Source organism: Streptomyces sp. NPDC048507, assembly GCF_043199995.1.
In the GTDB taxonomy this organism is placed as follows: Bacteria; Actinomycetota; Actinomycetes; order Streptomycetales; family Streptomycetaceae; genus Streptomyces.
Window position 1 is genome coordinate 60,776 of the sequence record NZ_JBICWZ010000008.1, and the last position, 25,561, is coordinate 86,336.

The window sequence follows — 25,561 nt, forward strand, 5'->3', positions numbered from 1 at the left end:
GTTCCGGGCGGCGGGCTCTGGCCAGGTGCTGCGCATGATGCTAGTTTCACTAGCATCATGTTGCTGAAGCTGAACACCGCGGACCAGAGTCCGCTCCACGAGCAGGTGGCGGGCGCGCTCCGGCGCGCCATCGCCGAGGGCGAATGCGCGCCCGGCGACCGGATCCCGCCCGCGCGGGACCTCGCGGGGGCATTGGGGGTCAACGCCAACACCGTGCTGCGCGCCCTGCGGGCGCTGCGCGACGAAGGGCTGCTGGAGTTCCGGCGGGGCCGCGGGGTGACCGTCGCCGAGGCGGCGGACGGGCGGTCCGGGCTGCTGGAACGGGTACGCGCCCTGGTGGCGGACGGGGCGCGGCTCGGCTACAGCAAGGCCGATCTCATCGAGATGATCAGGGAGTTGCCGTGAGGGACCGTACGGGGTGGGGCGTGGCCGGCTGGACGGCCGGGATCCTGGTGCTGCTGGTGGTGCTGCCGTGGGCGGCGAGCGGGAGGCTGCCGGAGCGGCTGGCCACGCACTGGTCGGGGGGCTCCGGCGCCCCGGACGGGTCGCTGCCGCTGTGGGCGGCGGTCGTCGTCCCGGCGGGGGTGTGGCTGCTGGTGGTCGGGGGCGTCGTCCTCGGGCGGCGGCTCGCGGGGCCGGGCACCTGGGTCGCGGGGACGCTGGCCGGCGCCGGGATCGGGCTGGCCGGAGGGCAGGCGGCGATCGTACGGGCCAACCTCGACCGGGCGGACTGGCGGCAGGCCGGTTCGGTGACGGGGTGGGCCGTGGCGGTCGCGGTGGTGGCCGTACTGATCGCGCTCGGCAGTGTGCTGGCGGGCCGCCGGGACGCCGCGGAGCCGGTCCCCGAGGGGCCCGTGCTGCGGATCCCGGACGGCGAACGGCTCGTGTGGCTCTCGCGTGAGAGCAACCCGTGGCTCAGGCTGTCCGGCGCCGTCTTCGGGCTGGTGGCGGTGGGGGCGGGACTGGCGGTGCTGGCCGGCCTGACGGGCGCGGCCTGGTGGGTGGCGCTGCCGGCCGGCCTCGCCTCCCTGGCGCTGCTGGGCTGCTCCTCGGTCCGGGCGCGGGTGACGGTACGGGGCCTGGAGGTGGCCCTGGGCCCGCTGGGGCTGCCGGTGCGCCGCTGGCCCGCGCGGGCCATCGAGTCGGCCCGCACCGAACACCGCACCCCCCTGGAGGCGGGCGGCTGGGGCTACCGCATCAACGGCCTGGGCACGACGGTGATGCTCCGCGGCGGCGAATGCCTGGTCATCCGCGCGAAGGGCCGCGACTTCGCCGTCTCCGTCCCCGACGCCGCCCGCGGCGCGGCCCTCCTGAACACCCTGGCCACCCGTGGGGCGTCCGGTCAGGAGCGGGAGTAGGAGCCGAGGCCGATCAGGCAGTACACGTACTGGTTGATGACGCTGCTGCCCAGGGTGTAGCGGTACGAGAAGGCGTACTCGGTGTCCGGGTTGCTCTTGCACTGCTCCATGTCGGAGGAGAAGGGGAACCTCTCGATCACCTTGTAGTGCGCGTCGGAGGCCGAACAGGAGACCTCGTCCACGTTGTCGACGCGCTGGGCCGTCTCGGAGTCCGGCAGTCGGCCGTTGAGGCAGGTGCCCTTGTCGAAGGGGGTCGGGGCGGCGCTCGTGGGGGTGGGATCCGGGAGGGCCGGGAGGGTGGGGAGGGCCGGGAGGGTCGCCCGGGTGGTCGGCTCGTAGGTGTAGGTGGGGGTTTGGTACGGGGTCGTGGCCGGGCTGGAGTACGTCGGGCTCGCCGAGGCCGTGGTGCGGGAGTCGTCGTCGCCGTTGCTCGCCACGACCACCGCGATGATCACGGCCGCCGCCGCGCCCAGGGCCAGCAGGCAGCCCAGGGGGCCGGACTTCTTCGGCGCCGCTCCCGGAACCGCTCCCGGAACCGCTCCCGGCGCCGCTCCCGGCGCCGCTCCCGGCGCGCTGACGCGGACGCGGAGCAGGACCTCGTTGTCCCCGAAGCGGGCCCGGACGAGGTCGCCGTCCCGGGAGGGCGGGATGCGCAGGCGGGCCGTGCCGTTGGGCAGGGGGACGGTGACGATGGTGCCCTCGGCGGCCTGCTGCGGAGTGAGCGGTAACTGTATTTCCTGCTGCGACGACACCGGACGCTCCTCACGGTGGACGGGTGTGCGGAAGCCGCCGGACGGACCCCCGGGGGGATTGTGCCCGGCTGCCGGTGGCGGGCGCAGGCATTCCGGGGCGTTGTTGCGGGGCGGTTACCCGGCGGCCCGGAGAGCGGGGCCGCGGGTGCCGGGGGTGTGTGGGCGGGGGGTGGGAGGTGGGTGAAGAAGCGGTCCGGGGGCTGGTCGGAGTGGGTTACCCGTGCGTAAATTACCGGCGGTAACTCCATCCCGACCGAGGAGAAAGCCGTGGAAGCCGAGCCCAAGCTGGTCGAGCCCCTCAAGACGACCGTCGCCGGGGTGGTGCGCGAGGTGTCGGTGCCCGCCCTCGCCCGGACACCGGTGAGCGGCTCGCTCGGGGACCTCCCCTTCGAGAACGCCCGCCAGGCCCCGCACGAGCCCGTGCTCGCCCGCAAGGAGCGTGACGGCGGCTGGCGGGACGTCACCGCCGCCGAGTTCGCCCACGAGGTGCTCGCCGTCGCCAAGGGGCTCATCGCCGAAGGGCTCCAGGAGGGCGACCGGCTGGCCATCATGGCCCGGACCACCTACGAGTGGACGCTGCTGGACTTCGCGGGCTGGGCCGCCGGGCTGGTCACCGTACCGGTCTACCCCACCTCCTCCGCCCACCAGGCGCGCTGGATCCTGCACGACTCCGGGGCCGTGGCCTGCGCCGTCGAGGACACCGTGCAGGCCCGCCTGATCAGCGCCGAGCGCGGCAACCTGCCCGGGCTCGCGCACCTGTGGGAGTTCGACACGGGCGCCGTCGCCCGGCTCGTCAAGGCCGGTGAGCACCTGCCCGACGCGATCGTGCACGCGCGCAGATCCACCCGTACGCCGCAGTCCGTCGCCACGCTCGTCTACACCTCCGGCACCACCGGGCAGCCCAAGGGGTGCGTGCTGACCCACGGGAACTTCTACGCCGAGGTCGACAACGCGGTGGAGCTGCTCCACCCGGTGTTCAGGTCGGCCACCGACGACCCGGCCTCCACCCTGCTCTTCCTGCCCCTGTCCCACGTCTTCGGGCGCATGGTCGCCGTCGGCTGCATGCGCGCCCGCGTCAAGCTGGGCCACGCGCCGAGCATCGCCACCGAGGACCTGCTCGCCGACCTCGCCGGCTTCCGGCCGACCTTCCTGCTGGCCATCCCCTACGTCCTGGAGAAGGTCCACAACACCGCCCGCGCCACCGCCGAGAGCATGGGACGGGCCGCCTCCTTCGACCGCGCCGCCCGCATCGCCCAGAGCGTCGGCGAGGAGCGCAGCCGCGGCCGGCGGCCGTCGATCGGGCTACGGGCCGCGCACGCCCTGTACGACCCGCTCGTCTACCGGCGGATCCGGGCGGCCCTGGGCGGGCGCGTGCGGTACGTGCTGAGCGGGGGCTCGCCGCTCGGGCGGCGCCTCGCCGCCTTCTACACGGGCGCCGGGATCGAGGTGTTCGAGGGCTACGGGCTCACCGAGACGACCGCCGCCTCGACCGTCACCCCGCCCCTGCGGCCCCGCCTCGGCACGGTCGGCTGGCCGCTGCCCGGAACGGCGGTGCGCATCGCCGACGACGGGGAGGTGCTGCTGCGCGGGGCGCACGTCTTCGCGGGCTACTGGAACGTCGCCGCGCAGCAGCCCGGCGGCTGGCTGCCCACCGGGGACATCGGCGAGCTCGACGCCGACGGCTACCTCACCATCACCGGCCGCAAGAAGGACATGATCATCACCTCCGGCGGCAAGAACGTCGCCCCCGCGCCCCTGGAGGACTGGCTGCGCGCCCACCCCCTGGTCGGCCAGTGCATGGTGGTCGGCGACAACCGGCCGTACGTCACCGCCCTGATCACCCTGGAGCCGGACGGGCTGTCCCACTGGCGGCAGATGAACAAGCGCCAGGGCGTCCCGATCCGCGAGCTGATCACCGACGAGGCGCTGCTGGCGGAGCTCCAGCGGGCCGTCGACGAGGCGAACGCGCTGGTCTCGCGCGCGGAGTCGATCCGCCGCTTCGCCGTGCTGCCGGGGGAGTTCACGGAGGGGCGCGGGCACCTGACGCCGTCGATGAAGCTGCGCAGGGGCGCCGTCGCCCGGGACCACGAGCGGGAGATCGAGGAGCTCTACCGCCGCCGCGACCACTGACGCGACCACGGACGCGACCACCGACGCGGGCCCCGCCGCCCGGCGGGCGGCCGCGGTGGGGGGCGCTTATCGTGGGCTGGGCCGATCGGTCCGGGGGGTCACCTGAGGAGGGTGGCGTGCACCGTTCCCGAGGCCGTACCCGTACCCGCGGCGCCGTCCTCCGCGGCTCCCGTACCGGCGGGCGCGGGCGCCGGGCCCGCAGCGCCGCCGCGGCCTGCGCGGCCGTACTGGCCGCCGGGCTCGGGGCCGCCCCCGCCACGGCCCCCGCCCCCGGCCCGGCCGCCGCGCCCGCCGGGACCGTCCGGTGGGGCGCGTGCCCCGACCGGCCCGTGCCCGAGCGGATGCGGTGCGCGACGGTGACCGTCCCCCTCGACCACGACGACCCCGCCAAGGGGACCATCCGGGTGGCGCTCGCCCGGGTACCCGCGTCCGCCCCCGGCCGGCGGCCCCTGGGCTCCCTGCTGCTGAACTTCGGCGGCCCCGGCGGCCGCGGCACCACCGCCCTGGCCGCCGACGCCGCGACCTTCGCGAAGCTCGGCGAGCGCTACGACCTCGTCTCCTTCGACCCCCGTGGCGTCGGCCTCAGCGCCCCCGTCTCCTGCGGCGGCTCCCAGCAGGTCGGTGACCTGGTCCCGGCCGACGCCGCCTCCCAGCTGGCCGCGCTGCGCGCCGTCGCCCGGGGCTGCGCCCTGCACTCCGGGCCCGTCCTGCCGTACGTCGGCACGGTCAACGTCGCCCGCGACCTCGACGTCATCCGCGGCGCGCTCGGCGACGAGAAGCTCAACTACCTGGGCTTCTCCTACGGCACCCGGCTCGGCGCCGTCTACGCCGCCCTCTTCCCGGGGCGCACCGGCAGGATGGCCCTCGACGGCGTCGACACCCTCACCGAACCCCTCGCCGAACAGGCCCTGGTCTCCGCGCGCGGCCGCCAGCGCGCCCTGGACGACTTCCTCTCCTGGTGCGCGCGCCGCCCCGGCCCGGCCGGCTGCGTCTACGGCACGGACCCGCGCGCCGCCGGGAAGGCGGTCGAGGGGCTCGTCGAGCGGCTCGACCGGGAACCGCTCGTCGGGGACGACGGCTCCTGGTTCACCGGCCAGGACGTCGTCGCCGCACTCGCCACCGCCCTGTACGCGCCGGCCGGCTGGCCCGCCCTCGCCGACGCCCTCGCCCTCGTCGAGCAGCGCCACGACCCCACCGGGCTGATGCAGCTCGGCGGCCCCACCGCCGCCGCCCCGGAACCGCGAACGCAAGCCGGCGCCGGGCCCGCCCGGATCCCCGCCGACAACCCCGAGGCCGCCCTCACCGCCGTGAACTGCGCCGACGACCCCGACCGCGGCTACGACCAGGCGGGCCCGGCGGCGGTCGCCCGGGAACTCAAGGAACTGGAACCGCGGTTCCGCAGGGCCTCGAAGATCTTCGGCCCGGGCCGGCTGGGGACCGTACTGTCCTGCTACGGACGCCCCGCGGGCACCGGCTTCATCCGCCGCATCGACCACCCGGGCGCCCCGCCCGTGCTGCTCGTCGGCACCCGCGGCGACCCGGCGACCCCGTACGAGTGGACCCGGGAGACGGCCCGCCGGCTGGGCGCCGCCGTGGTCCTGGACCACCAGGGCGACGGGCACACCGGATACGCGGCCTCCGCCTGCGTGCGCGCCGCCGTGGACGGCTTCCTCACCGGCGGCCGGCTGCCGGCCCCCGGCGCGCGCACCTGCCCCGCCGGGCACTGACGGCCCGGCGGGGCGGGGGAGGGGGCGCGGGAGGGGCTAGCAGTTCGGGTGCGAGGGACGCCCCGCGAAGCGGTCCGCCATCCAGTTCCCGACCTCCAGGGAGTGCGTGATGACCCCGCTGACGTGCTCACCCACCCAGATGGTGTCCCACTGCACGTCCGCGCCCTTCGCGCACCACTCGGAGCGCAACTGCCGCCCCACCGCGTACGGGATGAGCTCGTCGCCGAGGGCGTGGTACTGGTACACCGGCGCGGCCGGGGCCGTCCCGCCGAGCCGGCTGCGGTTCAGCCGGTCCTGCCAGTCCGGCTGCGCCAGCGGGTCGCGCGTGGTCAGGTCGGAGATCCGCTTGAAGGAGCCCGCGATGGCGTCGATGGCCACGCAGTTCTCCTTCATCCCGGCGACGAGGGCCTTGCCCGCCGGGTTCAGGTAGGAGTCGAGCCGCAGCTCCGGGTAGGCCGCGTCCTGCCCGGCCGCCGCCATGAAGATGAGCCCGGAGCCGTACGAGCCGTTGTTGAAGGCGGCCACCTTCAACAGGTCCGCCGGGACCCCGCCGGTCGCCGTGCCCTTCACCTTCAGCTCCGGGGCGTAGGAGCCCTGCAGCTCGGCCGCCCAGCTGCTGGCCTGCCCGCCCTGCGAGTAGCCCATGATCCCGACCGGGGTGTCCGGGCCCAGCCCCGCCTCGGGCAGCCGGATCGCGGCCCGGGCGGCGTCGAGCACGGCGTGGCCCGCCGAGGGGCCGACGGTGTACGTGTGGACGCCCGGGGTGCCGAGCCCCTCGTAGTCCGTGACGACCACGGCCCAGCCGCGCAGCGTGTACTGCTGGATCAGGTTGGCCTCCATGGCGGTGCCGTACGGGAAGTTGTTGCTCGGGGCGCAGGAGTCGCCCATGCCGACGGTGCCGACGGCGTACGTGATCAGCGGGCGCGGGCCGGTGCGGCCGTCCTGCGGGACGATGACGGTGCCCGAGACGACGTTCGGCGCGCCGTCGGCGGTGGTCGAGCGGTAGTGCACCTTCCAGGCCTTGGTGCCGGTGGGCTGGCCGGGCAGCGGGTGGAAGGCGGAGGGGGCGCTGGCGACGACGTCGCCGGGGCGGGCGGCGGCCGGTCCGTCGGCGGCCCGGGCGGCGCTCGCGGGGATCCAGGCCGTGACGGCCAGGGCGGCCACGGCGGCCAGGGCGGTGCCGGTGCTTCGGATGCGCATGGGCGGCTCTCCCGAGGGTCCGTGTGGGGGTGGGTGAAGCGAAGGTAGTGACCGACCAGTCGGAATGTGGCTGACCGGGCAGCTCACCTTTCCTGACCCGGCCACCCATCCGCCCCCTGACGCGCCGCCGACCGACCGGCCGTCCGCCCGCCGCCGGGCCGGGGGAGGTTCAGGCCGGGAACTCGGCGCGGAAGGAGCGCCGGTAGGCGCTCGGGGACACCCCGACGGTCCGCTTGAACTGGCGCCGCAGCGTCGTGGCGGTGCCCATGCCGGTGGCGCGGGCGACCGCCTCCACGCTCTCGTCGGTGGACTCCAGCAACTCCTGCGCACGGCGCACGCGTTGCGTCAGCAGCCACTGGAGCGGGGTCTGTCCGACCGCCGCCCGGAACTGCCGCCCGAGGTGGCGGGGGCTGGTGCGGGCCTCGCGGGCCAGGTCGGTCACCGTCAGCGGCCGGTCCAGGCGCTGCCCGGCCCAGGCGAGCAGCCGGGCCAGCCCGTGGTCGCCCGAGGTCCGCACCGGCGTGGCGACGAACTGCGCCTGGCCGCCCGGCCGGTGCAGCGGCATGACCAGCCGGCGGGCGACCGCGTTGGCGACGGCGGCGCCGTGGTCGAGGTGGATCAGGTGCAGGCACAGGTCCACCGCGGCCGCCTTGCCCGCGGCCGTGAGCACGCTGCCGTTGTCGGTGTACAGCACGTCCGGGTCGACCAGTGCCCGCGGATGGCGCGCGGCCAGTTCCGCGGTGTGCGCCCAGTGGGTGGTGGCCCGCCGCCCGTCCAGCAGGCCCGCGGCGCCGAGCACGAACGCCCCCGTGCACAGGGAGGCGACCCGGGCCCCGGCCGCGTGCGCCGCCCGTACGGCGTCGACCAGCTCGGGCGGCGGCGCAACGTCCACGTCCGCGCACGCGGGCACGATCACCGTGCCGGCCTCGGCCAGCCGCTCCAGCCCGTGCTCGGGCTCGACCGTGAACGGCCCGACGCGCACCGGGCCGGGCCCGTAGAGCCGTACGTCGTACCAGCCGTCCGTGGCCTCGCGCGGGGGGTTGCCGAAGATCTCGTGGGCCACCGCCAGTTCGAAGTGCAGCAGGTTCCCGACGGCGGGCAGGGCGATCGTGGGCATGTCCGGAACTGTACGGGTGTCGTCGTTCCGGACCCTCACGTCCGGGTGCGGCCGGGGGCGAGAGTAGGGGCGACAGGGACGGACGAGAACGGCGGGACGGGGCAACGATGAACGAGCGGGCGGCAGTCGTGGTGTACGGGGCGACGGGACACACCGGGCGGTTCGTCCTGGCCGAGCTCCGCGGGCGCGGTCTGACGGCCGTCGCCTCCGGCCGGGACGCGGAGCGGCTGGCGGCGCTGGCGGCCGAGTGGCCCGGGGTGGCCGTACGGCCGGCCGCCGTCGACGACCCGGACGCGCTGGACCGGGCCCTCGCCGGAGCGGCGGCCGTCATCAACTGCGCGGGCCCCTTCGCGGTGACGGCGGGCCCGCTCGTCGAAGCGGCCCTGCGGGCGGGGATCCCGTACCTCGACGTCGCGGCGGAGATCGAGGCGAACGCCGCGATGTTCGCCGACCACGCGCAGGCGGCCCGGGCGGCGGGGGTGCCCGTGGTCCCGGCGATGGCCTTCTACGGGGGCCTGGGCGACCTGCTGGTGACGGCCGCGATGGGGGACTGGACGGCGGCGGACACCGTCGACGTCGCCTACGGCCTGAGCGACTGGCACCCCACGGAGGGCACCCGCGCGGCCGGGCGGGTCTCGCACGAGCGGCGCGGGGGCCGCCGCGTGCGGTACGCCGACGGGGCGCTGCGCTACCACGACGACGCGGTGCGCCAGGCGCAGTGGGACTTCCCGGAGCCGCTGGGGCGGCGGGCGGTGGTCGCGGAGTTCACGATGGCCGACGTCGTCACCGTCCCCAGCCACCTCGCCGTGCCCGAAGTCCGCACCCACATGGCCGTCGAGGCGGCCCGGGACCTGGCGGGGGCGGACACCCCGGCGCCGGAGGCGGTCGACGGCCTCGGCCGTTCGGCCCAGACCTTCGTCGTCGACGTCCGCGTCCGCGCGGGCGGCGTAGAGCGCCGGGCCACGGCGCGCGGGCAGGACATCTACGCGGTCACCGCACCGCTGGTGGTGGAGGCCGTCCAGCGGGTCCTGGCCGGGCGGACCCGGACCACGGGCGTGGCCTCGGCCGGTGCGATGTTCGGCGCGGCGGAGTTCCTGCGGGCGCTGGCCCCGCACGTGACGGTCGACCTCCCGGCCTGAGCGCCGCCCCGGCCGTCCCCGCCGCCCGGTGTCAGCCGCCCGAGGCGATCCGGTACGCGCCCGGGGTGGTGCCCGTCCAGCGGCGGAACGCGCGGTGGAAGGCGGTGTCCTCCGAGAAACCGAGCCGGGCGGCCAGTTCGGCGATCGGCTCCCCGCTCTCCGCCAGCCCCGCGATGGCCGCGTCCCGCCGTACGTGGTCCTTCAGCTGCTGGAAGGAGGTGCCCTCCTCGCGCAGCCGGCGCCGCAGCGTCGCCGGGGACACCGCCAGCCGGGCCGCGACCTCGCCCAGCTCCGGCAGCCTCGGCGACTCCCGCAGCCGCTGCGTCAGGCTCCGGCGGACCTGCTGTGCGACGGTCGTGCCGTACTCGGGCCGCGAGAGCAGGTCGAAGGGGGCCCGGCGGAGCATCGCGTCGAGCTCCGCCTCGTCGCGCACCAGCGGGGCGGCCAGCCAGTGCGCGTCGAAGGCCGCGCCCGTCAGCTCCGCACCGAACCGGACGGGGCAGGCGAACAGGGTGGCGTACTCGTCGGCGTGCGGCGGCGGGGGATACGCGAAGGAGGCCTGGAGCAGCGGGATGCGGCTGCCGATCAGCCAGCTGCTCAGCCGGTGCCAGATCGCCAGCACGCACTCGCTGAGGAACCGTTCCTCGTCCCCGTCGAAGGCGTTGCGCACCGTGAACCGCGCCCGGCCGTCGCAGACGTCCAGCGCCAGCTCCGGACCGTCCGCGAACAGCCCGTAGAAGGCCGCGGCCCGCCGCACCGCCGCCCCCAGGTCACGGCAGCCGAGGCAGGCGTGGCCCATCATCGCGAAGGTGCCCGGCCGGCTCGGCACGGCCGACAGCCCGAGGAACTCGTCCTGCGTGGTCCGGTACAGCGCCCGGAACAGGCGCGCGAACTGCGCGGGCGTGATCCGGGCCCGGTCGTCGCCCAGCAGCAGCGGCGGGATCTGCGCCTCCTGGAGCAGGGGCACCAGGTCGAAGCCACCGCGCCGCGCCCCCGCGAGCACGGCGCGCACGTGGTGCACGGTGATCGTCCGCCTCCCCATGGCTTCGACGGTAGCCCCAATGAGCGCTGGGGTCAGCGGTGCTGACGCCCCCGGTCATGCCGGAGCGGCCGCAGGGGTGCCTAGCGTCGGGGGACGGGGATCACCTGTCTCGGGAGGGCATGCGATGAACGGTCGGCCGGGCACGCTGGCGGAGTTCACCCAGTGGGCCGAGAAGAGGTACGGGCCCGCGCCCGCGCTCCGCTTCCGGACGCCGGACGGCGGCTGGCGGACCCGGACCTACACCGAACTCGCCGGTTCGGTCCGGGAGGTGGGCCGCACGCTGCTCGGGCTGGGGGTCGCGGCCGGGGAGCGGGTCGCGGTGCTCGCGGAGACCCGGCCCGAGTGGACGTACACCCACTTCGGGATCCTCGCGGTGGGCGCGGTGCTCGTGCCCGTGTACCCGACGGCGGGGGAGGGGGAGCTGGCCTGGGTGCTGTCGGACTCCGGGGCGGTGGTGGCCGTCTGCGAGGACGCCGCCCAGGCGGCCCGCGTCGAGGCGCTGCGCCCCGGACTCCCCGCGCTGCGGCAGGTCCTGCGCATGGACGCGCCGCTGCCCGGGGCGCCGGCCGCCGCGCGGCCCGCCGCCCCGGACGGTGCTTTCGACGCCGAACTCGCCGAGCGGGCCGCCGCCGTGGCCCCCGGCGACGACGCCTCCCTCGTCTACACCTCCGGCACCACCGGCCCGCCCAAGGGCTGCCGGCTCACCCACGGCAACTTCGGGGCCGTCCAGGACGCCACGCTCCCGCTGGTCCGGGGCGGCCCGGGCGACTCCACGTACCTGTACCTCCCGCTCGCGCACCTGCTGGCGCAGCTCATCCAGTTCACCACCCTTCTGGAGGGCGGGGAGCTCTGCTACTTCGGCGGCCGCGTCGAGGACGTGGTCGGCGAGCTGGCCGAGGCCCGGCCCACCCACCTGCCCTCCGTACCGCGGCTGTTCGAGAAGGTGCACGCCGTGGTGCAGGCCCTGGCCGAGGGGGCCGGCGGCGGACCGGAGCGGTTCGAGGAGGCCGTACGGCTGGGCCTGCTCGCGGCGCGGGGCCGCCTTCCGGAGGCGGACCGGGCCGCGTACGAGGCGGCGGAGGAGAGCCTCTACGGTCCCGTCCGCGCCGCCTTCGGAGGCCGCCTGAAGTGGGCCCTGACCGGCGGCGCCCCGATCGCCCCGGCCACGCTGGACTTCCTGCGCGCCTGCGGCATCCGGCTCTTCGAGGGCTACGGCATGACCGAGTCCGGCGGGGTGATCAGCATGGGCCACCCCGGCGCCGACCGCCCCGGCACCGTCGGCCGCCCCGTCGCGGGCTGCGAGGTGCGCATCGCCGCCGATGGGGAGGTGCTGGCCCGGGGCCCGATGGTCTTCCCCGGCTACCACGCGAACCCGGCCGCGACGGCAAGGGTGCTCGACCCCGACGGCTGGCTGCACACCGGGGACCTGGGCGCACTCGACGCCGACGGCTTCCTGTCCATCACCGGCCGCAAGAAGGAGCTGATCATCACCTCGGCCGGCAAGAACATCACCCCGACCGAGGTGGAGTTCGCCGTCCAGGCCGCCTCCCGCTACGTCTCGCGGGCGGTCCTCATCGGCGACCGGCGGCCCCACCCGGTGGCCCTGATCACCCTGGACGCGCCGGAGGTCGCCGCCTGGGCGACCCGGGAATCCCTCGACCTCGGCACCGCCCCCGGTGCCCATCCGGCGGTGCGGGCCCTGGTCGCCGAGGCCGTGGCCACCGCCAACGCGGCCGTCTCCCGGCCGGCCCGGATCCGCGCGTTCCGGGTGCTGGACGAGGAGTTCTCCATCGCCGCCGGGACCCTGACCCCGACCCTGAAGCTCCGCCGCGCCGCCGTCGCCGACCGCTACGCCGCCGAGATCGAGGCCCTGTACGCGGACGGCGGCCCCTAGGGGCTGTCGTCGAAGTCGTGTCTGCCCCGCGACGCCCGGCACGCACTCTCGCCGCACCGGGCGAAATCCCGAGTACGTCCGGTACGAGGGCTTCCGCCCGGCACGCCGAGAGCACGCACCGGACGCCGCGGGGCCGCCCTCCGGGCTACGACACGACTTCGACGACAGCCCCTAAGGGTGTTGCAGGGCGCGGCGCAGCCGGCCGAGGCCCTCGGTGATCTCCGCCGGGGTGTGGGCGGTGAACGAGAGCCGCAGCGTGCGGGAATCGGGGGACTCGGCGAAGAACGGGGCCCCCGGGACGTACGCCACCTCGTGCGCGACGGCCCGCCCCAGCAGCGCCGCGGCGTCGTGGCCCGCCGGAAGCCGCGCCCACACGAACATGCCGCCCTCCGGACGGTTCCACTCGGAGCCCGCCGGGAGCGCCCCGCCCAGCCCCGCCAGGAGGGCGTCGCGGCGCTCCCGGTAGGCCTCCCGGACCCGGGCGACGTGCGCGTCGAGTCCGGTGGCGCCGAGGTAGTGGGCGGCGGCCAGCTGGTCCACCGTCGAGGTGTGCAGGTCGGCCGCCTGCTTGGCGACCACCGCCGCCCGGCGCAGGGCCGCCGGGGCGCGCAGCCAGCCCAGGCGCAGCCCCGGGGCCATCACCTTGGAGAGGCTGCCGAGCAGGGCGGTGCGGTCCTCGGCGCCCGGGTGGGCGGCGATCCAGGGCGCGGCGGTGCCCTCGTAGCGGAGTTCCCCGTACGGATCGTCCTCGACCAGCCACAGACCGAGCCGGGCCGCGGTCCGGGCCACTTCGGCCCGGCGCCCGGCGGGCAGGGTGCGGCCGGTCGGGTTCTGGAAGGTGGGGACGGTGTAGAGCAGCTTCGGCCGCTCGCGGGCGGTGATCCGGGCGAGGGCGTCGGGCAGCAGCCCCTCTGCGTCGCAGGGCACGGGCACGACGCGGACTCCGGCCAGCCCGAAGCACTGGAGCGCCGCCAGGTAGGTGGGGTTCTCGACGAGCACCGTGTCGCCGGGCTCCAGCAGCGCCGTGGCGAGCAGGCCGAGGCCCTGCTGGGAGCCGGTGGTGACGAGGAGGTCGTCCGCGGTGGTGGCCAGGCCGCGGGCGCTCAGCCGGGCGGCGACCGCCCGGCGCAGTTCGGGGACGCCCTCGGTGGTGGAGTACTGGAGCGCGCGGGCGGCGCCGGGCCCGCCGAGGGTGGCGTCGTAGGCGGCGCGCAGCCCGGGGGCGTCGAAGAGTTCGGGGGCGGGCAGGCCGCCGGCGAAGGAGATCACCCCGGGGCGTTCGGTGAGCGCGAGGATCTCCCGTACGGGCGAGCCGCCCACCGAGGTCGCGCGGGCGGCGAGGGGCGGCGGGTCGGCGATGGGCACGGGGGCTCCTCCGGGAGACGGGTGCGGCGCAGCCTAGCGGCGAAAGATGTAGATGGCACCTACTGTCCACGGAGTGAGCGGCGCCCGCCCCCTCCACAACTGACGCCGCATCAGATAGACCGGTGTCATGACGACAGACGAGCGGGAGAGCGCCCCGCAGGACACCCGCGCCGGGGACTACGCGGAGCTGGCGGCCGTCGGCCCGTACGGGGTCCGCCCCGGCCACGCCCTCATCACCATGGTGGAACCGCACCCGGGCCACGAGTACGCGTACAACCGCTGGTACGAGGACGACCACTACTACGCGGGCGCCATGGCCATGCCCTGGATGTACGCGGGCCGCCGCTGGGTCGCCACCCGCGACCTCCGGGAACTGCGCTACCCCGAGAAGTCGGCGGTCGCCCAGCCCGTCACCGCGGGCTGCTACCTGTCCACGTACTGGGTGACCGAGGGCCGCTACGACGAGCACATGAAGTGGACCGTCGGCATCAACAAGCGGCTGGGCCGGGACGGCCGCGTCTACCAGGAGCGGACGCACGTCTTCACGGCCTTCCAGGACCACGAGGCGACCGTCTACCGCGACGGGGCCGCCGGACCCCGCGACTTCCACGCCCTGGACCACCCGTACGAGGGGCTCGTCCTCCAGGTCGTCGACGCCGAGGACCCCGCACGGCGGGCGGAGCTGCTGGAGCTGCTGCGTTCGCGGATCCTGCCGCGCCGGCTGGCCGGCTCACCGGCGGCCATGGTCACCGTCTTCCGGCCGACGCCGCTGCCCGGTGACCGGATGACCTACGTCAAACAGGTCGAGGGGGTCGACACCCGGCTCACCCTGCTGTGGTTCCTCCAGGCCGATCCGCGTAGCTGCTGGGACCGGTTCCAGGGGCTCGACACGGAGGTCGCGGAGTCCGGGCTGGGGCGGGTGGAACTGGTCGCGCCGTTCGTCCCGACCGTGCCGGGGACCGACCTGTACGTGGACCGGCTGCGCTGACGGCGGCCCGCCGGCCGCTTCCGCCGGCCGCTTCCGCAGGCCGGGGGCGGGCATGACCGAGCCCCCTCGGCCAGGACGGCGGACCGGTCGAGAGGGCTTTGATCAGTGGTGCCGGACATGCTGTCGGGTGGGGGGATGAAACGTTCAGGCGAGGCGCCCCGACCGGCCCTCGGTGACGTCGGCGACGAAGGAGGTCCAGGAGGCCGGCGCGAAGGTGAGGGACGGACCGTCCTGCACCTTGGAGTCGCGGACCGCGATGGCCGCCATGACGGGGGACTTGACCTCGACGCAGGCGCCGTTCCCGCCGGAGTAGGAGGACTTGGTCCAGATTTCCGTGGCGCCCTGACGAATAGCCATGATGTTCTCCGGTTCAGCGAGTAGTTCCGGGTTCCTGCCGGCCCCTTGCCTGACCGACGTGATCGACGCTACCGGCACCTCCCGAGGGCTGAAGGAGGCATTCACTCGACCGGGTGGCATATTCCATTCAGGCCTTCTGCGGCCGGGGACCGACGGTGTACCGTACCGGCCTCCTCGGCCCGAAGGGCCGCTGCGGACGGCACGGCCACCGCCGTCACTTCGCCGTCTTGCCCGCGTAGTTGTCGATGATCTCCGAGATGAACTGCCTGGTCTGGTCGACGTTGAGCGCCTGGGCGCGCAGGTGCTCGTACATCACCGAGTACTTCTGGACGTCGTTGGCCTTCTCCAGGTACAGGTCGCTCGTGACGCCCTCGATGTACACGACCGTCGAGTCGGAGGCGTCCGGGAACTCCAGGATCGCGTACTGGCCGTTCACCCCCGGATGCGCGCCCATCGAGAAGGGCATCACCTGCACCGTGATGTACGGCTGCTGCGACTGCTCTATCAGGAACTCCAGCTGCCGGATCATCAACTGGGGATCGCCCACGTGCCGGCGCAGCGCCGCCTCGTCGATCACCGCCCACAGGCGCAGCGGCCCGACGTCCGGGTTGTTGTTGTCCGTCTCCGAGAGCCGCTTCTGGCGGTGCATGCGGACCTGGACGCGCTTGTCCACGTCGACGGGGGCCGTCTCCGGCAGCGCGCCGCGGATCAGGGCCTGGGCGTACTCGGGGGTCTGGAGCAGGCCGGGGACCATCTGCGGTTCGTAGGTGCGCAGGCTGGCGGCGTCGGTCTCCAGCCCGATGTAGACGCTGTACGGGATGTCCCCGAAGGCGTGCCACCAGCCCTGCTGGCGGGAGTCCTTGGCCATCTGCATGAGCGAGTCCACGAGCCGGGGGTCCTCCACCTCGTAGACCTCGCACAGGTCGCGCACGTCGCGCTGGCTGATGGACCGGCGGCCGTTCTCCAGCCGGCTGATCTTCGACTGGGAGACGAGGAGGCGCTCGGCGACCTGTTCGGCCGTCATGCCCTTGTCCTCACGGAGCTTGCGCAACTCCATGCCCAGTCGGCGGCGTCGGACGGTGGGATTGACATTGGACGCCACGGGGACGGCACCTCCGCCTTCTTCTGTCGCTGTCTCGCTGCGTGTCTGATGTTCAGCAGACTGCCACCGAAGGGTGTGACGGCGCTGGGGAACGGCCGGGAAACCAGCACGCGGGGTGGCGGAACCGGCTCACCGGTCCGCCACCCCGCGTGCGGGCGGCTTCCGTGCCGGGTCTTTGGGGGACGTCCGGTCACGGTGATCTGTACCCCGCTGGTGGATCAGGGGTGTCGCGGGTCGTACGGGTCGTACGTGTGCTGCGGGCGGACCGGTGCGCGGATCAGTGGGCCACCGCGCGGGCCATCGCACCCGTCCGGCGCGGCTGCAGCGGAACCCCGCCGCTCGTCGCGGCCCGGGCGGCCGGCTGGGCCGGAGCCCTGTCGCGGCGCGGCTGGGCGGCCACGCCGTTCTGGACGTCCATGACGGCGTGCGCCACGAGACCGCCCATCGGGTCGTGCCGGATCAGGTCCCGCAGCCGGGATCTGGACGAGCGCCCCTCGTTGCCGGGGTACAGGTGCTTGCCGAGTCCGACCGCGTGGGCCAGCGCGGCGAGCGCCGCGGTCCGCGGGTCCGGCGGTACGCCGGTGCGGATCGCACTGTCGAGCCGGGCACGGATCTCCCGGCTGATCGCCGTGTCGGTCGCCTGGTAGCGAACCGTCGGCAGCACCCCGCACATCTGTCCCGCGACGGCGTGCACCATGCCGCAGCGCTCCAGGTGAGCGAGGTAAATCTGGCGGAGCCCCAGCCGGGGTCCGCCGATCCAGTGGACGGCCCGTACCGGGCTGCCGCGTCTGCGCAGCAGTTCCAGTGCGGAGTCCAAAGTCGGATCTCCTGTCGGCCGTGGCATCACCACGGCGATACGATCCCCGTCAGGGGCTATCCGTCCTGCCAGAGCCAGCTCCACTAGCTGTGCCCCGGCCAGGCCGAGGTCGAGCGACTGCGGCTGCGCCGTGGTTCCCGTGGCCGGGTCCAAGGCGAGCAGCAAAAGCTCCTCTGGAATTGTTCTGCGGCTCCTGCCCATCCATGCCTCCCCGCGTGGATGAGTGACAGGGTGACGCCTCTCACATTCATCTGTCGAGAGCGCCTGGCCGCTTTGCGGGGGAACCTGCAGCTATGTCGTTCTCGTCTAGCACGGGGGCGATGCCCCCTAGACGGGACACTGTTAGACGGTTCGGACAGCGACCGGACGGCGATCGAGGAGGAACGGTGGCGGGCGAGTCCCCCGACAAGTCGGTAGATGAAGGAGCGTCGGGGGCGTCGGAGTCCTCCTCGGATCGGGATCCGAGGCTCTCGGTGTTCCAGCCGCCGGCGCGGCGCGACCCGCTGAAGGAGGCGGTGGCCGCGTGGGTCGCGACCACCGAGTCCGGCGGGTCCTCCGGGCCGTCGGCGCGGTCCGAGGACGCGGCCGACGGTGACGAGGTCCCGGAGCCGTCGTCCCCCGCGGTGGTCCGCCAGGCCTCCTCCGAGGATGCCCGGACCGCGGCGGCGGAGCAGCCCGCCGAGGATTCCGCTTCGGCGCCGGAGGCAGAGCGTCCCGAGGAGCCGGAGCAGCCGGCGGAGCCCGATGTGGCCGAGCCGGAGGCCCCGGCGGTCCCGGCGGTCCCGGAGGCCGATGCGGCCGCGCGGAAGCCGGCCGCCGACGTTCGTACGACCGCGTTCGGCGTCGTCGTACCGGATTCCGATTCCCCTTCCGCCTCCGACTCCGCTTCCGCCTCCGCTCCGGAGGGCGCCGGTGAGCCGGCGGCCGCCGACGAGCGCACGGCCGTCTTCCGCGCGCTGAAGCCGGGCCCGGCTCCCGCCGCGTCCGAGCGGCCCGAGACGGCGAAGCCCGAGGCCGCGAAGCCCGAGGGCGAGGAGCCCGCGGCCGAGCCGAAGGCCGCCGCCGCTGAGTCCGAGCCCGAGCCCGGTCCGCAGGCCCCGGAGGCCGATGCGGCCGCGCCGAAGCCGGCCGCCGATGTCCGCACGACCGCGTTCGGGGTCGTCGTTCCGGATTCCGCTTCGGCCTCCGACGGGGACGAGGGGCCCGCGCGGGACCCGCGTACGGCCCCGCAGGAGCCGGAGTCGGCCGACAGCGAGCGCACGGCGGTCTTCCGCGCCGTGAAGCCGGACGCGGACGCCCCGAAGGCGCCGCGGAAGCCGGCCGCCGATGTCCGCACGACCGCGTTCGGGGTCGCCGTACCGGATTCCGCTTCCGCTCCGGAGGGTGACGGGGAGCCGGCGGCCGCCGACGAGCGCACGGCCGTCTTCCGTACGGTGAAGCCGGGCACACGTCCGGCCGGAGACCGCAAGCCCGCCGACGCGGAGCAGGACGCCGGGCCCGCCGACGGCGAGCGCACGGCCGTCTTCCGCGCGGTGAAGCCGGGCTCCGCCCCCGCCGCCGCCGGGAAGCCCGCGCGGGACCCGCGTACGGGCGAGCCCGCCGGTGCGGAGCAGGACGCCGGGCCCGCCGACGGCGAGCGCACGGCCGTCTTCCGCGCGGTGAAGCCGGGCTCCGCCCCCGCCGCGGACGAGAAGGCGGCCGGGGCCGGGAAGGGCGACGCCCGGTCCAGCACCTTCGTGCCGCTGCGCGGCGACGCCCCGGCGGCCCCGCCGAAGCCCGCCACCCCGGGGCCGGCCCCCAAGCCCGCGGCAGCGACCCCGCCGCCCCCGCCGGCCGCCGCCCGGCTGGATTCCAGCGAGCGCACCACGCAGCAGCCGCTGCCCCCCAGGCCGCCGCTCGACATGCTGGCGGACCTGACCAACAACCCGCCCCCGCCGCCCAGCCCCCTGCGCACCGCGGTCCGGCGGTTCAAGATCTACGCGCCGATCGTGCTGCTCCTGGCGATCGTGCTCGCCGTCGTGCAGCTGGTGCGCCCGCTGCCCGCGCCGAAGCTGGCGATGACCGCGAAGTCGACGTACGCCTTCCCCGGCGGGGCGCCCGAGCTGCCCTGGCCCACCGAGGGCCAGGCCTCCATGGCCGCCGCCGGTCTCGGCACGATCGGCTCCTCCGGCGAGCAGAAGCCCGTGCCGATCGCGAGCGTCACCAAGTCGATGACGGCGTACATCATCCTGCGCGACCACCCCTTCAAGAAGGGTGAGAAGGGCGCGATGATCGACGTCGACAAGACCGCGGAGACCGAGGGGCAGAAGGACAAGTCGGACAACGAGTCCACCCTCAACACGGTCAAGGAGGGCGACAAGATCTCCGCGTACGACGCGGTCGCCGCCCTCATGATCCCGTCGGCCAACAACATCGCCCGGCTGCTCGCGCGCTGGGACGCCGGTTCCCAGGAGGCGTTCGTCAAGAAGATGAACGACACCGCCAAGGAACTCGGCATGACGAACACGACCTACACCGACCCCTCCGGCCTGGACGCGACCACGGTCAGCACCGCCGAGGACCAGGTGAAGCTGGGTCTGAAGATCGTCGAGATCCCGGCGCTGGTGGACATCACGCGCATGCCCAGCTGGGTCGACCCGTCGGGCAAGACCTGGCCGAACTGGAACCGCCTGGTCCCGTACAACGACTCGCTCGGCATCAAGACCGGTACGACGACCAAGGCGGGCGGAAACCTGCTCTTCGCCGCCCAGAAGAAGGTCGGCGACACCAACCAGCTGATCGTCGGCGCGGTCCTCGGCCAGCACAAGCCGCCGATCATCGACAGCGTCATCGCGGCGAGCAAGACGCTGCTGGTGGCCACCCAGAAGTCCATCGAGGGCGCGACGGTCGTGAAGAAGGGCGATGTGGTCGGCTACGTGGACGACGGCCTCGGCGGCCGGACCCCGGTCGTCGCCACCGCCGACGTCCAGGCGGTCGGCTGGTCCTCGCTGAGCGTCGCCCTCAAGCTCGGCGACGGCGGCACCAAGATCCCGGAGACGGCCAAGGCGGGAACCCGGGTCGGCGTGCTGACCGTGGGCGAGGGGGCCAGCCAGGTGAAGGTCCCCGTGGCGCTCCAGCGGGAGCTGGCCGCACCGGGCGTGGGCAGCAAGCTGACCCGCATCGGCTGATCCGGCCGCAGGTGCTCCGCGGCGCCCCGGGCAACCCCGGGGCGCCGCGGCACGTCTAGGGTGCCGGGGTATCGGGTCGGGTCGGTCGGGAGAGAGCGTCGGTTGTGACCACCGCTGAGCGGGATGAGCAGGGGCAGGGCCCGGCCGGGGCGTCCCCGGGGCCGTACGGCGCGCCCGCGCGGGCGCTCGCCCTGGCGCACCGGCACCCCGTGGCCGTCGCCACGGCGGTGGCGGCCGTCCTGCACGTGGTGTGGTTCTTCAGCTTCGCCAACAGCGGCGGCGACCTGGCCGCGCAGGACGCGTGGGCGGAGTTCGTCGGGCGCCACCCCGACACGGCGTACAACCTCGCCTGGTACGGGGGGATGCACCCCGTCTCGTACAGCGTCGTGTCCCCGTACGTCATGCACATGATCGGCGTGCGGACCACGATGATGATCGCCGGGACCGCCTCGGCCGGCCTCCTCGCCCTGATCCTCACCCGCTGTCGCGGCGCCGTCCGGCGGCCCCTGTGGCCCGCCCTGGCCGGGGTGTACGGCCTGCTCTGCAACGCGCTGTCGGGCCGCGTCACCTTCGGGCTCGGCGTCCTCTTCGCGCTCGGGGCCGTCGCCGCGGTGTTCTGCTGGCCCCGCAAATGGGCCCGGCGGCGCTGGGCCAAGGCCGCCGTCGCCGCGCCGCTCGCCGGGCTGGCCACCCTCGCCAGTCCGGTGGCGGGGCTCTTCCTCGGAGTGATCGCGGCCGCCCTGTTCCTGAGCGGCCGCCGGCCGGGCGCGTACGCCCTCGGGCTGGCTCCGGTGGCCGTCGTGGGGCTCTCGGCCTGGCTGTTCCCCTTCTCGGGGACGCAGCCGATGAAGCTGGGCTCGGCCTGGCTGCCGTTCGTGTTCGGCCTGGCCATCGTCTTCCTGGTGCCCAAGGGGTGGAAGACGGTGCGGATCGCCTCGGCCGTCTACGCCTTCGGGGTCTTCCTGACCTGGGCGATCGACTCCCAGGTCGGCTCGAACGTCACCCGCCTCGTCATGCTGTTCGGCGGGGCCGTGCTGCTCGCGGCCCTCCCGTACGCCGTCCCGCGCTCGCGGCACCGGTACGCGCTGCTGCTGGCCTTCGCGGGGCTGACCGCCTGGATCACCACCAACAGCGTCACCGACATCGTCCGCACCACCCCGGTGGCCGCCTGGAACCGGGAGCTGGCCCCGCTGGTCGACCAGCTCCAGAGGGCGGGGGCCGACCGGGGCCGGGTCGAGGTGGTCCCCGCCAGCAGCCACCGCGAGTCCTCCGCGTTCCCGGCGTACGTGAACCTCGCGCGCGGCTGGAACCGGCAGGCCGACCTGGAGCGCAACCCGCTCTTCTACGACGGCACCCTCACCGCCGACGGCTACCGGGCCTGGCTGGAGCGCTGGGCCGTGCACTACGTGGTGCTGCCCGCCGACAAGCCCGATTCGGGCGGCGAGGCCGAGGCGAAGCTGGTGGGCGCGGGGCTCCCGTACCTCAGCGAGGTGTGGAGCGACGCCAACTGGCGGCTGCTGCGGGTGGTCGACCCGACCAACCTGGTGGCCGGCCCCGCGACCGTGCTCCGGGCCGGCGCCGACCAGCTGGTCATCGACGTCAGGGCACCGGGCCGGGTGCTGGTGCGGATCCCGCACTCGCCGTGGCTGGGCCTGGTCGACGCGGCGGGCAAGGCCGTCGAGCCCCCGCAGGAGACCCCCGCCTCGAAGGCGCGGGGCACGTCCGGGCCGACGACCCCCAAGGTGTACGCCAACACCTCCGGGTGCCTCTTCAAGGCGGCCCCCGACGCCGCCGGGGACGTCTGGACGGAGCTGCTGGCCCCGGCGCCGGGGGAGTACCGGGTGGCGGCGAAGTACCAGCTCCCGCGGGGCACGCCCTGCCCGGAGGAACTGGTCCGCACGGCCCAGGGCCCCCGGGACCGGCCCGCTCCGCCGCGCCCTTGATCCCGGATTCTTTGCCCGCCGCCCGGGTGCAGTGCCCGGTATATCTGCATACGATCCGAGTAGTCCGATTGGGTGCTTCCCGAGGGAGTTGACGACGGGATGAGCAAAGAGCAGAAGCACGACGTCCACGGGGCGATCGCGAAGGCCACGGAGCAGCTCCAGCTGCCGCACACGCCGGGTCACGGCTTCGAGGGTCCGGTCCGGAGCAAGGTGAAGGGCGGGGCCCACACCAAGGCCGCCCTCAAGCGCTCCGGCACCCCCAGGGCGACCGCATCGGCGAACGCACCCGCGGCCTCAGCTGACGCCCCGCGCCAGCCGCCCCGCCCGCCGCCGTTGCCGTCAGCTGTGGACGTCAAAGGGCACCTACTGAATCAGTAGGTGCCCTTTGCCCTTGTGCCCCCGGCAGGATTCGAACCTGCGACACCCGCTTTAGGAGAGCGGTGCTCTATCCCCTGAGCTACGAAGGCGGGCCCCGCGGGGAGTGGGCCGGGGGCGTTGTGGGCCGTCCGGTCGGTCTCTGCGAGGTCCTGGGCCGCCACGGGGGCAGCCCAGGGACAGGGTAGCGGATCGGGGCGGAGCTCCGCGGCGGAGTTCTCGGCCCGGCGGAGGTGCGGCGGAACGGGGCCCGGGGTGCGCCGGGCGGGGCGTAGCGTGGGGCCGGGGAGCCGGTGGGCCGGTCCGGGCCGGCCGGGGCAGTGGAGCATGTGGGGGAAACCGTGAGTCATACCGCCCAGGCGGACGTCCTGTCCCAGCCGTTCGGGGAGGAGTTCCGGACCGATCCGTACGCCGTCTACGCACGGCTGCGCGCCGCGGGGTCCGTGCACCGGGTGGCGCTGCCCGACGGGGCGCCCGTGTGGCTGGTGACCCATGAGGCCGATGTGCGGCGGGGGTTGGCCGATGCGCGGCTCTCCGTCGACAAGCGGCACTCCGGGACCGGCTTCAAGGGGTTCTCGCTGCCGCCCGCGCTGGACGCCAACCTGCTCAACCTCGATGCCGAGGACCACCTGAGGCTGCGGCGCCTGGTGTCCCGGGGGTTCACGCCCCGGCACGTCGAAGGGCTGCGCGCCCGCGTGCAGGAGGCGGTCGACGGCCTCGCCGGACGGCTGGAGCGGCGGATCGGCGCCGACGGATCGGCCGACCTGCTCGCGGAGTTCGCCACACCGCTGCCCCTGAAGGTCATCGGGGACCTGCTCGCCGTGCCGGAGCCGGAGCGGGGGCGGTTCTCCGGGTGGGTCGCCACCATGCTCGCGCCCCCCGGCCGTGCGGAACTCGCCGCCGCCATCGGGGAGATCCACCGCTACCTCGTCGGCCTCGTCGCCGCGCGCCGCGCGGACCCGGGCGAGGACGTCTTCTCCGGCCTGATCGCCGCCCGAGACGAGGACGACCGCCTGTCCGAGGACGAACTCGTCTCCCTCGCCTTCCTCATCCTCATGGCGGGCAGCGAGAACGTGCAGCACCTCATCGGCGGCGGGCTGCTCACCCTCCTCAACCACCCCGGCCAACTCGCCGCCCTCCGCGCGGATCCCGGGCTGATGCCCGCGGCAGTGGAGGAACTCCTGCGCCACTCCCACCCCAACCACACCGCCATCCGCCGCTTCGCGACCGAGCCGGTCGAGATCGGGGGCGTACGGATCCCCGCCGGCGACACCGTGCTGTTCGCGCTGGCCTCCGCCCACCGCGACCCCGCCCGGTACGCCGGGCCCGACCGCTTCGACATCGCACGCGCCGACCAGGGGCACCTCGCCCTCGGGCACGGCCTCCACCACTGCCTCGGCGCCGCCCTGGCCCGGACGCAGATCACCCTCGCCCTCACCACCCTGCTGCACCGGTTTCCCGGGCTCCGGCTCGCGGCCCCGGCCGGGGACCTGCGCTGGACGACGACCTTCCGGTTCCATGCCCTGCGGGAGCTGCCGGTCACGGCCTGACCGCGTCGACCGGCGTCCGACCGGCCTCCGACCGGCACCGACCGGCACCGAGGAGCGCGCAACTCTGCCGGGCTCCGGCAGTGCGCGGGCCCGGCCGCGCGGGGGAGGATCGGGGCGCAGGGGGGTTCGCCGCCGCCCGGGCGCCGTGGTGGGGGGACACGCGGACGGCTCCCGGGGCGGTGGCGGTCGTACCGACGGGGGCGGGGAGGCGGGGGCGTGCGCGACGACGAGCCGGTCTTCAAGCGCAGCCAGTGGGGCACGAACCGCTACTACTACAACCCGCGCAACCCCGTCGGGCTCACGCTGATCATCGTCAGCCTGCTGCTCACCGGCACCCTGATGATCCTCGTGACCAACCGGCTGGGGCCCTTCGCCCCGAGCACGCCCGCGCCGCGGCCGCAGCACTCGTACGGTTCGTCCTGGCCGCCGTACCCCGCCCCGCCCACCCCCTCGCACTGGCCGCCCCTGCCGCCGCCCACGACGGGCCCCTGAGGCCGGGGCGCCCTCAGAACCGCAGCGAAGCGGCGATCGGCAGGTGGTCGCTGCCGGTGCGCGGGAGCGTCCGCGCCGAGACCGGGGTCAGCCCGCGGACCAGGATCTGGTCGATCCGGGCCACCGGGAACGCCGCCGGCCAGCTGAAGCCGAAGCCCGCGCCCGGCGCCGTCCGGGCCGAGGTGAAACGATCCGTCACCCCGGCCAGCGCGGTGTCGTCCGTGGTGCCGTTGAAGTCCCCGAGCAGCAGGGCCGGGCGGTCCGGACCGGCCCGCAGCACGGCGGCGAGGGCACGGGCGGCCGTGTCCCGCCGGCCCGTGGTGAAGCCCGCCGCGCCCAGCCGGACGGAGGGCAGGTGGGCGACGTAGACGGTGACGGGCCCGCGCGGGGTGTCGGCCGTGGCGCGCAGCACCAGCCGCCACGGCACGACGGGCTCCGCCCGCACCTCGCGCAGCGGGAAGGTGCTCCAGAGCCCCACCGTGCCGCGCACCGCGTGGTACGGGTGGCCGGCGGCCAGAGTCCGCTCGTACGCGCCCGTCGCGGGCTGCGTCAGCTCCTCCAGCGCGATCAGCTGCGCGCCCGACGCGGCGAGGGCGCGGGCGGTGGCCGCCGGGTCGGGGTTGGCGTCGTCCACGTTGTGGGTGACGACGCTCAGGTCGGCCGGGCCGCCGGGCCCGCCGCCCCCGGCCAGGACGGGCCCGTACAGCAGGCCCCACACGAGCGCGGGCACGGCGACGGCCGCCGCGGCGGGCCGGGACCGCCGCACCAGCGCGACCACCAGCAGCAGCGGCACCGCGAGGCCGGTCCAGGGCAGGAAGGTCTGTACGAGGCTGCGGGCGTGCCCGGCCCCGGCCCCGTCCGGGATCCACCGGTGCAGCAGCATCACCGAGGCGGCGAGCAGGGCGAGGCCGGCGGTGACCGCGCCGCGCGGCCACCGGCCGGCCACGGGCCGCGGCGGACGCGGGCGGAGACGGAGAGGGGAACGCGGGGTCATGCACCCGAGGACGCGCGGCACCCCGCCGAGGTTCTGCCGAGCCCCCCGAGGG

General features: G+C 75.1%; 21 protein-coding genes and 1 tRNA gene. 12 read left to right on the forward strand and 10 right to left on the reverse strand.

Annotation, left to right across the window (positions count from 1 at the left end; all coding sequences use genetic code 11):
* Nucleotides 1–57: 57 nt before the first annotated feature.
* Both ACGFXC_RS22775 and ACGFXC_RS22780 read left to right on the forward strand, forming a co-directional pair.
* Entirely contained in the window at nt 58–405 is a 348-nt protein-coding gene (locus ACGFXC_RS22775) for a GntR family transcriptional regulator (RefSeq protein WP_393715491.1), read from the forward strand.
* Nucleotides 402–1,358, forward strand: a complete 957-nt coding sequence (locus ACGFXC_RS22780; protein ID WP_393715493.1) for a DUF1648 domain-containing protein — start codon at nt 402–404, stop codon at nt 1,356–1,358. Before ACGFXC_RS22775 ends, ACGFXC_RS22780 begins: the two co-directional genes overlap by 4 nt.
* Here ACGFXC_RS22780 and ACGFXC_RS22785 read toward each other — a convergent pair.
* Nucleotides 1,343–2,110 (reverse strand): hypothetical protein, encoded by a 768-nt coding sequence (locus tag ACGFXC_RS22785; protein WP_393715495.1) that lies wholly within the window; start codon nt 2,108–2,110, stop codon nt 1,343–1,345. The two genes, ACGFXC_RS22780 and ACGFXC_RS22785, sit on opposite strands and share 16 nt — an antisense overlap.
* Before the next feature lie 267 nt (nt 2,111–2,377).
* Here ACGFXC_RS22785 and ACGFXC_RS22790 point away from each other — a divergent pair, with 267 nt between their 5' ends.
* On the forward strand, nt 2,378–4,240 hold the full coding sequence (locus tag ACGFXC_RS22790; protein WP_393715497.1) for an AMP-dependent synthetase/ligase: 1,863 nt from the start codon (nt 2,378–2,380) through the stop codon (nt 4,238–4,240).
* Nucleotides 4,241–4,356: 116 nt separating this feature from the next.
* Nucleotides 4,357–5,967 carry an alpha/beta hydrolase gene (locus tag ACGFXC_RS22795; protein ID WP_393715499.1) on the forward strand — a complete coding sequence of 537 codons (1,611 nt, stop codon included), beginning with the start codon at nt 4,357–4,359 and terminating at the stop codon, nt 5,965–5,967.
* A 36-nt stretch (nt 5,968–6,003) separates the two neighbouring features.
* On the opposite strand, the gene ACGFXC_RS22800 is transcribed toward ACGFXC_RS22795, so the two are convergent.
* Both ACGFXC_RS22800 and ACGFXC_RS22805 read right to left on the reverse strand, forming a co-directional pair.
* Nucleotides 6,004–7,167 (reverse strand): lipase family protein, encoded by a 1,164-nt coding sequence (locus ACGFXC_RS22800; RefSeq protein WP_393715501.1) that lies wholly within the window; start codon nt 7,165–7,167, stop codon nt 6,004–6,006.
* Between the two features lie 169 nt (nt 7,168–7,336).
* The gene (locus tag ACGFXC_RS22805) at nt 7,337–8,284 is read right to left on the reverse strand and encodes a GlxA family transcriptional regulator (RefSeq protein WP_393715503.1); all 948 of its coding nucleotides are present in this window, start codon (nt 8,282–8,284) and stop codon (nt 7,337–7,339) included.
* A gap of 107 nt (nt 8,285–8,391) precedes the next feature.
* Between ACGFXC_RS22805 and ACGFXC_RS22810 the strand changes: the two genes are divergently transcribed.
* On the forward strand, nt 8,392–9,423 hold the full coding sequence (locus tag ACGFXC_RS22810; RefSeq protein ID WP_393715505.1) for a saccharopine dehydrogenase NADP-binding domain-containing protein: 1,032 nt from the start codon (nt 8,392–8,394) through the stop codon (nt 9,421–9,423).
* A gap of 31 nt (nt 9,424–9,454) precedes the next feature.
* On the opposite strand, the gene ACGFXC_RS22815 is transcribed toward ACGFXC_RS22810, so the two are convergent.
* Entirely contained in the window at nt 9,455–10,465 is a 1,011-nt protein-coding gene (locus tag ACGFXC_RS22815; RefSeq protein ID WP_393715507.1) for an AraC family transcriptional regulator, read from the reverse strand.
* Nucleotides 10,466–10,589: 124 nt separating this feature from the next.
* Here ACGFXC_RS22815 and ACGFXC_RS22820 point away from each other — a divergent pair, with 124 nt between their 5' ends.
* Complete coding sequence (locus ACGFXC_RS22820; protein WP_393715509.1) at nt 10,590–12,359, forward strand: AMP-dependent synthetase/ligase; 1,770 nt, start codon at nt 10,590–10,592, stop codon at nt 12,357–12,359.
* A gap of 171 nt (nt 12,360–12,530) precedes the next feature.
* Here ACGFXC_RS22820 and ACGFXC_RS22825 read toward each other — a convergent pair whose 3' ends face one another.
* Entirely contained in the window at nt 12,531–13,724 is a 1,194-nt protein-coding gene (locus ACGFXC_RS22825) for a PLP-dependent aminotransferase family protein (protein WP_393715511.1), read from the reverse strand.
* 127 nt (nt 13,725–13,851) lie between these two features.
* On the opposite strand from ACGFXC_RS22825, the gene ACGFXC_RS22830 reads away from it, so the two are divergent.
* Nucleotides 13,852–14,712: a hypothetical protein gene (locus ACGFXC_RS22830; protein WP_393715513.1), complete on the forward strand. Its 861-nt coding sequence runs from the start codon at nt 13,852–13,854 to the stop codon at nt 14,710–14,712.
* A 144-nt stretch (nt 14,713–14,856) separates the two neighbouring features.
* Here the strand turns inward: ACGFXC_RS22830 and ACGFXC_RS22835 are convergent, their stop codons facing one another.
* The 3 genes from ACGFXC_RS22835 to ACGFXC_RS22845 all read right to left on the reverse strand — a co-directional run bounded on the left by ACGFXC_RS22835 (nt 14,857) and on the right by ACGFXC_RS22845 (nt 17,189).
* Nucleotides 14,857–15,069, reverse strand: a complete 213-nt coding sequence (locus tag ACGFXC_RS22835) for a DUF397 domain-containing protein (protein WP_351817959.1) — start codon at nt 15,067–15,069, stop codon at nt 14,857–14,859.
* 214 nt (nt 15,070–15,283) lie between these two features.
* Nucleotides 15,284–16,171: a helix-turn-helix domain-containing protein gene (locus tag ACGFXC_RS22840; RefSeq protein WP_393715515.1), complete on the reverse strand. Its 888-nt coding sequence runs from the start codon at nt 16,169–16,171 to the stop codon at nt 15,284–15,286.
* A gap of 277 nt (nt 16,172–16,448) precedes the next feature.
* On the reverse strand, nt 16,449–17,189 hold the full coding sequence (locus ACGFXC_RS22845) for a GPP34 family phosphoprotein (protein WP_393715517.1): 741 nt from the start codon (nt 17,187–17,189) through the stop codon (nt 16,449–16,451).
* A 272-nt stretch (nt 17,190–17,461) separates the two neighbouring features.
* Between ACGFXC_RS22845 and ACGFXC_RS22850 the strand changes: the two genes are divergently transcribed.
* From ACGFXC_RS22850 to ACGFXC_RS22860, 3 genes are all read left to right on the forward strand, one after another.
* Nucleotides 17,462–20,155 (forward strand): hypothetical protein, encoded by a 2,694-nt coding sequence (locus tag ACGFXC_RS22850; RefSeq protein WP_393715519.1) that lies wholly within the window; start codon nt 17,462–17,464, stop codon nt 20,153–20,155.
* A gap of 104 nt (nt 20,156–20,259) precedes the next feature.
* Nucleotides 20,260–22,098: an MFS transporter gene (locus ACGFXC_RS22855; protein WP_393715521.1), complete on the forward strand. Its 1,839-nt coding sequence runs from the start codon at nt 20,260–20,262 to the stop codon at nt 22,096–22,098.
* A gap of 99 nt (nt 22,099–22,197) precedes the next feature.
* A complete protein-coding gene (locus ACGFXC_RS22860; RefSeq protein WP_393715523.1) occupies nt 22,198–22,476 on the forward strand; it encodes a hypothetical protein in 279 nt (92 codons plus the stop codon).
* A 16-nt stretch (nt 22,477–22,492) separates the two neighbouring features.
* Here the strand turns inward: ACGFXC_RS22860 and ACGFXC_RS22865 are convergent.
* A tRNA-Arg gene (locus ACGFXC_RS22865) sits at nt 22,493–22,565 on the reverse strand.
* Nucleotides 22,566–22,814: 249 nt separating this feature from the next.
* Between ACGFXC_RS22865 and ACGFXC_RS22870 the strand changes: the two genes are divergently transcribed.
* Both ACGFXC_RS22870 and ACGFXC_RS22875 read left to right on the forward strand, forming a co-directional pair.
* The gene (locus ACGFXC_RS22870; protein ID WP_393715525.1) at nt 22,815–24,023 is read left to right on the forward strand and encodes a cytochrome P450; all 1,209 of its coding nucleotides are present in this window, start codon (nt 22,815–22,817) and stop codon (nt 24,021–24,023) included.
* Between the two features lie 216 nt (nt 24,024–24,239).
* Nucleotides 24,240–24,515: a hypothetical protein gene (locus ACGFXC_RS22875; RefSeq protein ID WP_393715527.1), complete on the forward strand. Its 276-nt coding sequence runs from the start codon at nt 24,240–24,242 to the stop codon at nt 24,513–24,515.
* Nucleotides 24,516–24,528: 13 nt separating this feature from the next.
* On the opposite strand, the gene ACGFXC_RS22880 is transcribed toward ACGFXC_RS22875, so the two are convergent.
* The gene (locus ACGFXC_RS22880) at nt 24,529–25,509 is read right to left on the reverse strand and encodes an endonuclease/exonuclease/phosphatase family protein (RefSeq protein ID WP_393715529.1); all 981 of its coding nucleotides are present in this window, start codon (nt 25,507–25,509) and stop codon (nt 24,529–24,531) included.
* Nucleotides 25,510–25,561 lie beyond the last annotated feature (52 nt).

What these genes read in the sequence shown, in the direction of transcription:
- ACGFXC_RS22835 (WP_351817959.1), bottom strand. Translation starts at nt 15,069, where the DNA reads ATGGCTATTCGTCAGGGCGCCACGGAAATCTGGACCAAGTCCTCCTAC.
- ACGFXC_RS22845 (WP_393715517.1), bottom strand. Translation starts at nt 17,189, where the DNA reads ATGGGCAGGAGCCGCAGAACAATTCCAGAGGAGCTTTTGCTGCTCGCC.
- ACGFXC_RS22805 (WP_393715503.1), bottom strand. Translation starts at nt 8,284, where the DNA reads ATGCCCACGATCGCCCTGCCCGCCGTCGGGAACCTGCTGCACTTCGAA.
- ACGFXC_RS22880 (WP_393715529.1), bottom strand. Translation starts at nt 25,509, where the DNA reads ATGACCCCGCGTTCCCCTCTCCGTCTCCGCCCGCGTCCGCCGCGGCCC.
- ACGFXC_RS22820 (WP_393715509.1), top strand. Translation starts at nt 10,590, where the DNA reads ATGAACGGTCGGCCGGGCACGCTGGCGGAGTTCACCCAGTGGGCCGAG.
- ACGFXC_RS22775 (WP_393715491.1), top strand. Translation starts at nt 58, where the DNA reads ATGTTGCTGAAGCTGAACACCGCGGACCAGAGTCCGCTCCACGAGCAG.
- ACGFXC_RS22815 (WP_393715507.1), bottom strand. Translation starts at nt 10,465, where the DNA reads ATGGGGAGGCGGACGATCACCGTGCACCACGTGCGCGCCGTGCTCGCG.
- ACGFXC_RS22830 (WP_393715513.1), top strand. Translation starts at nt 13,852, where the DNA reads ATGACGACAGACGAGCGGGAGAGCGCCCCGCAGGACACCCGCGCCGGG.
- ACGFXC_RS22800 (WP_393715501.1), bottom strand. Translation starts at nt 7,167, where the DNA reads ATGCGCATCCGAAGCACCGGCACCGCCCTGGCCGCCGTGGCCGCCCTG.
- ACGFXC_RS22860 (WP_393715523.1), top strand. Translation starts at nt 22,198, where the DNA reads ATGAGCAAAGAGCAGAAGCACGACGTCCACGGGGCGATCGCGAAGGCC.
- ACGFXC_RS22810 (WP_393715505.1), top strand. Translation starts at nt 8,392, where the DNA reads ATGAACGAGCGGGCGGCAGTCGTGGTGTACGGGGCGACGGGACACACC.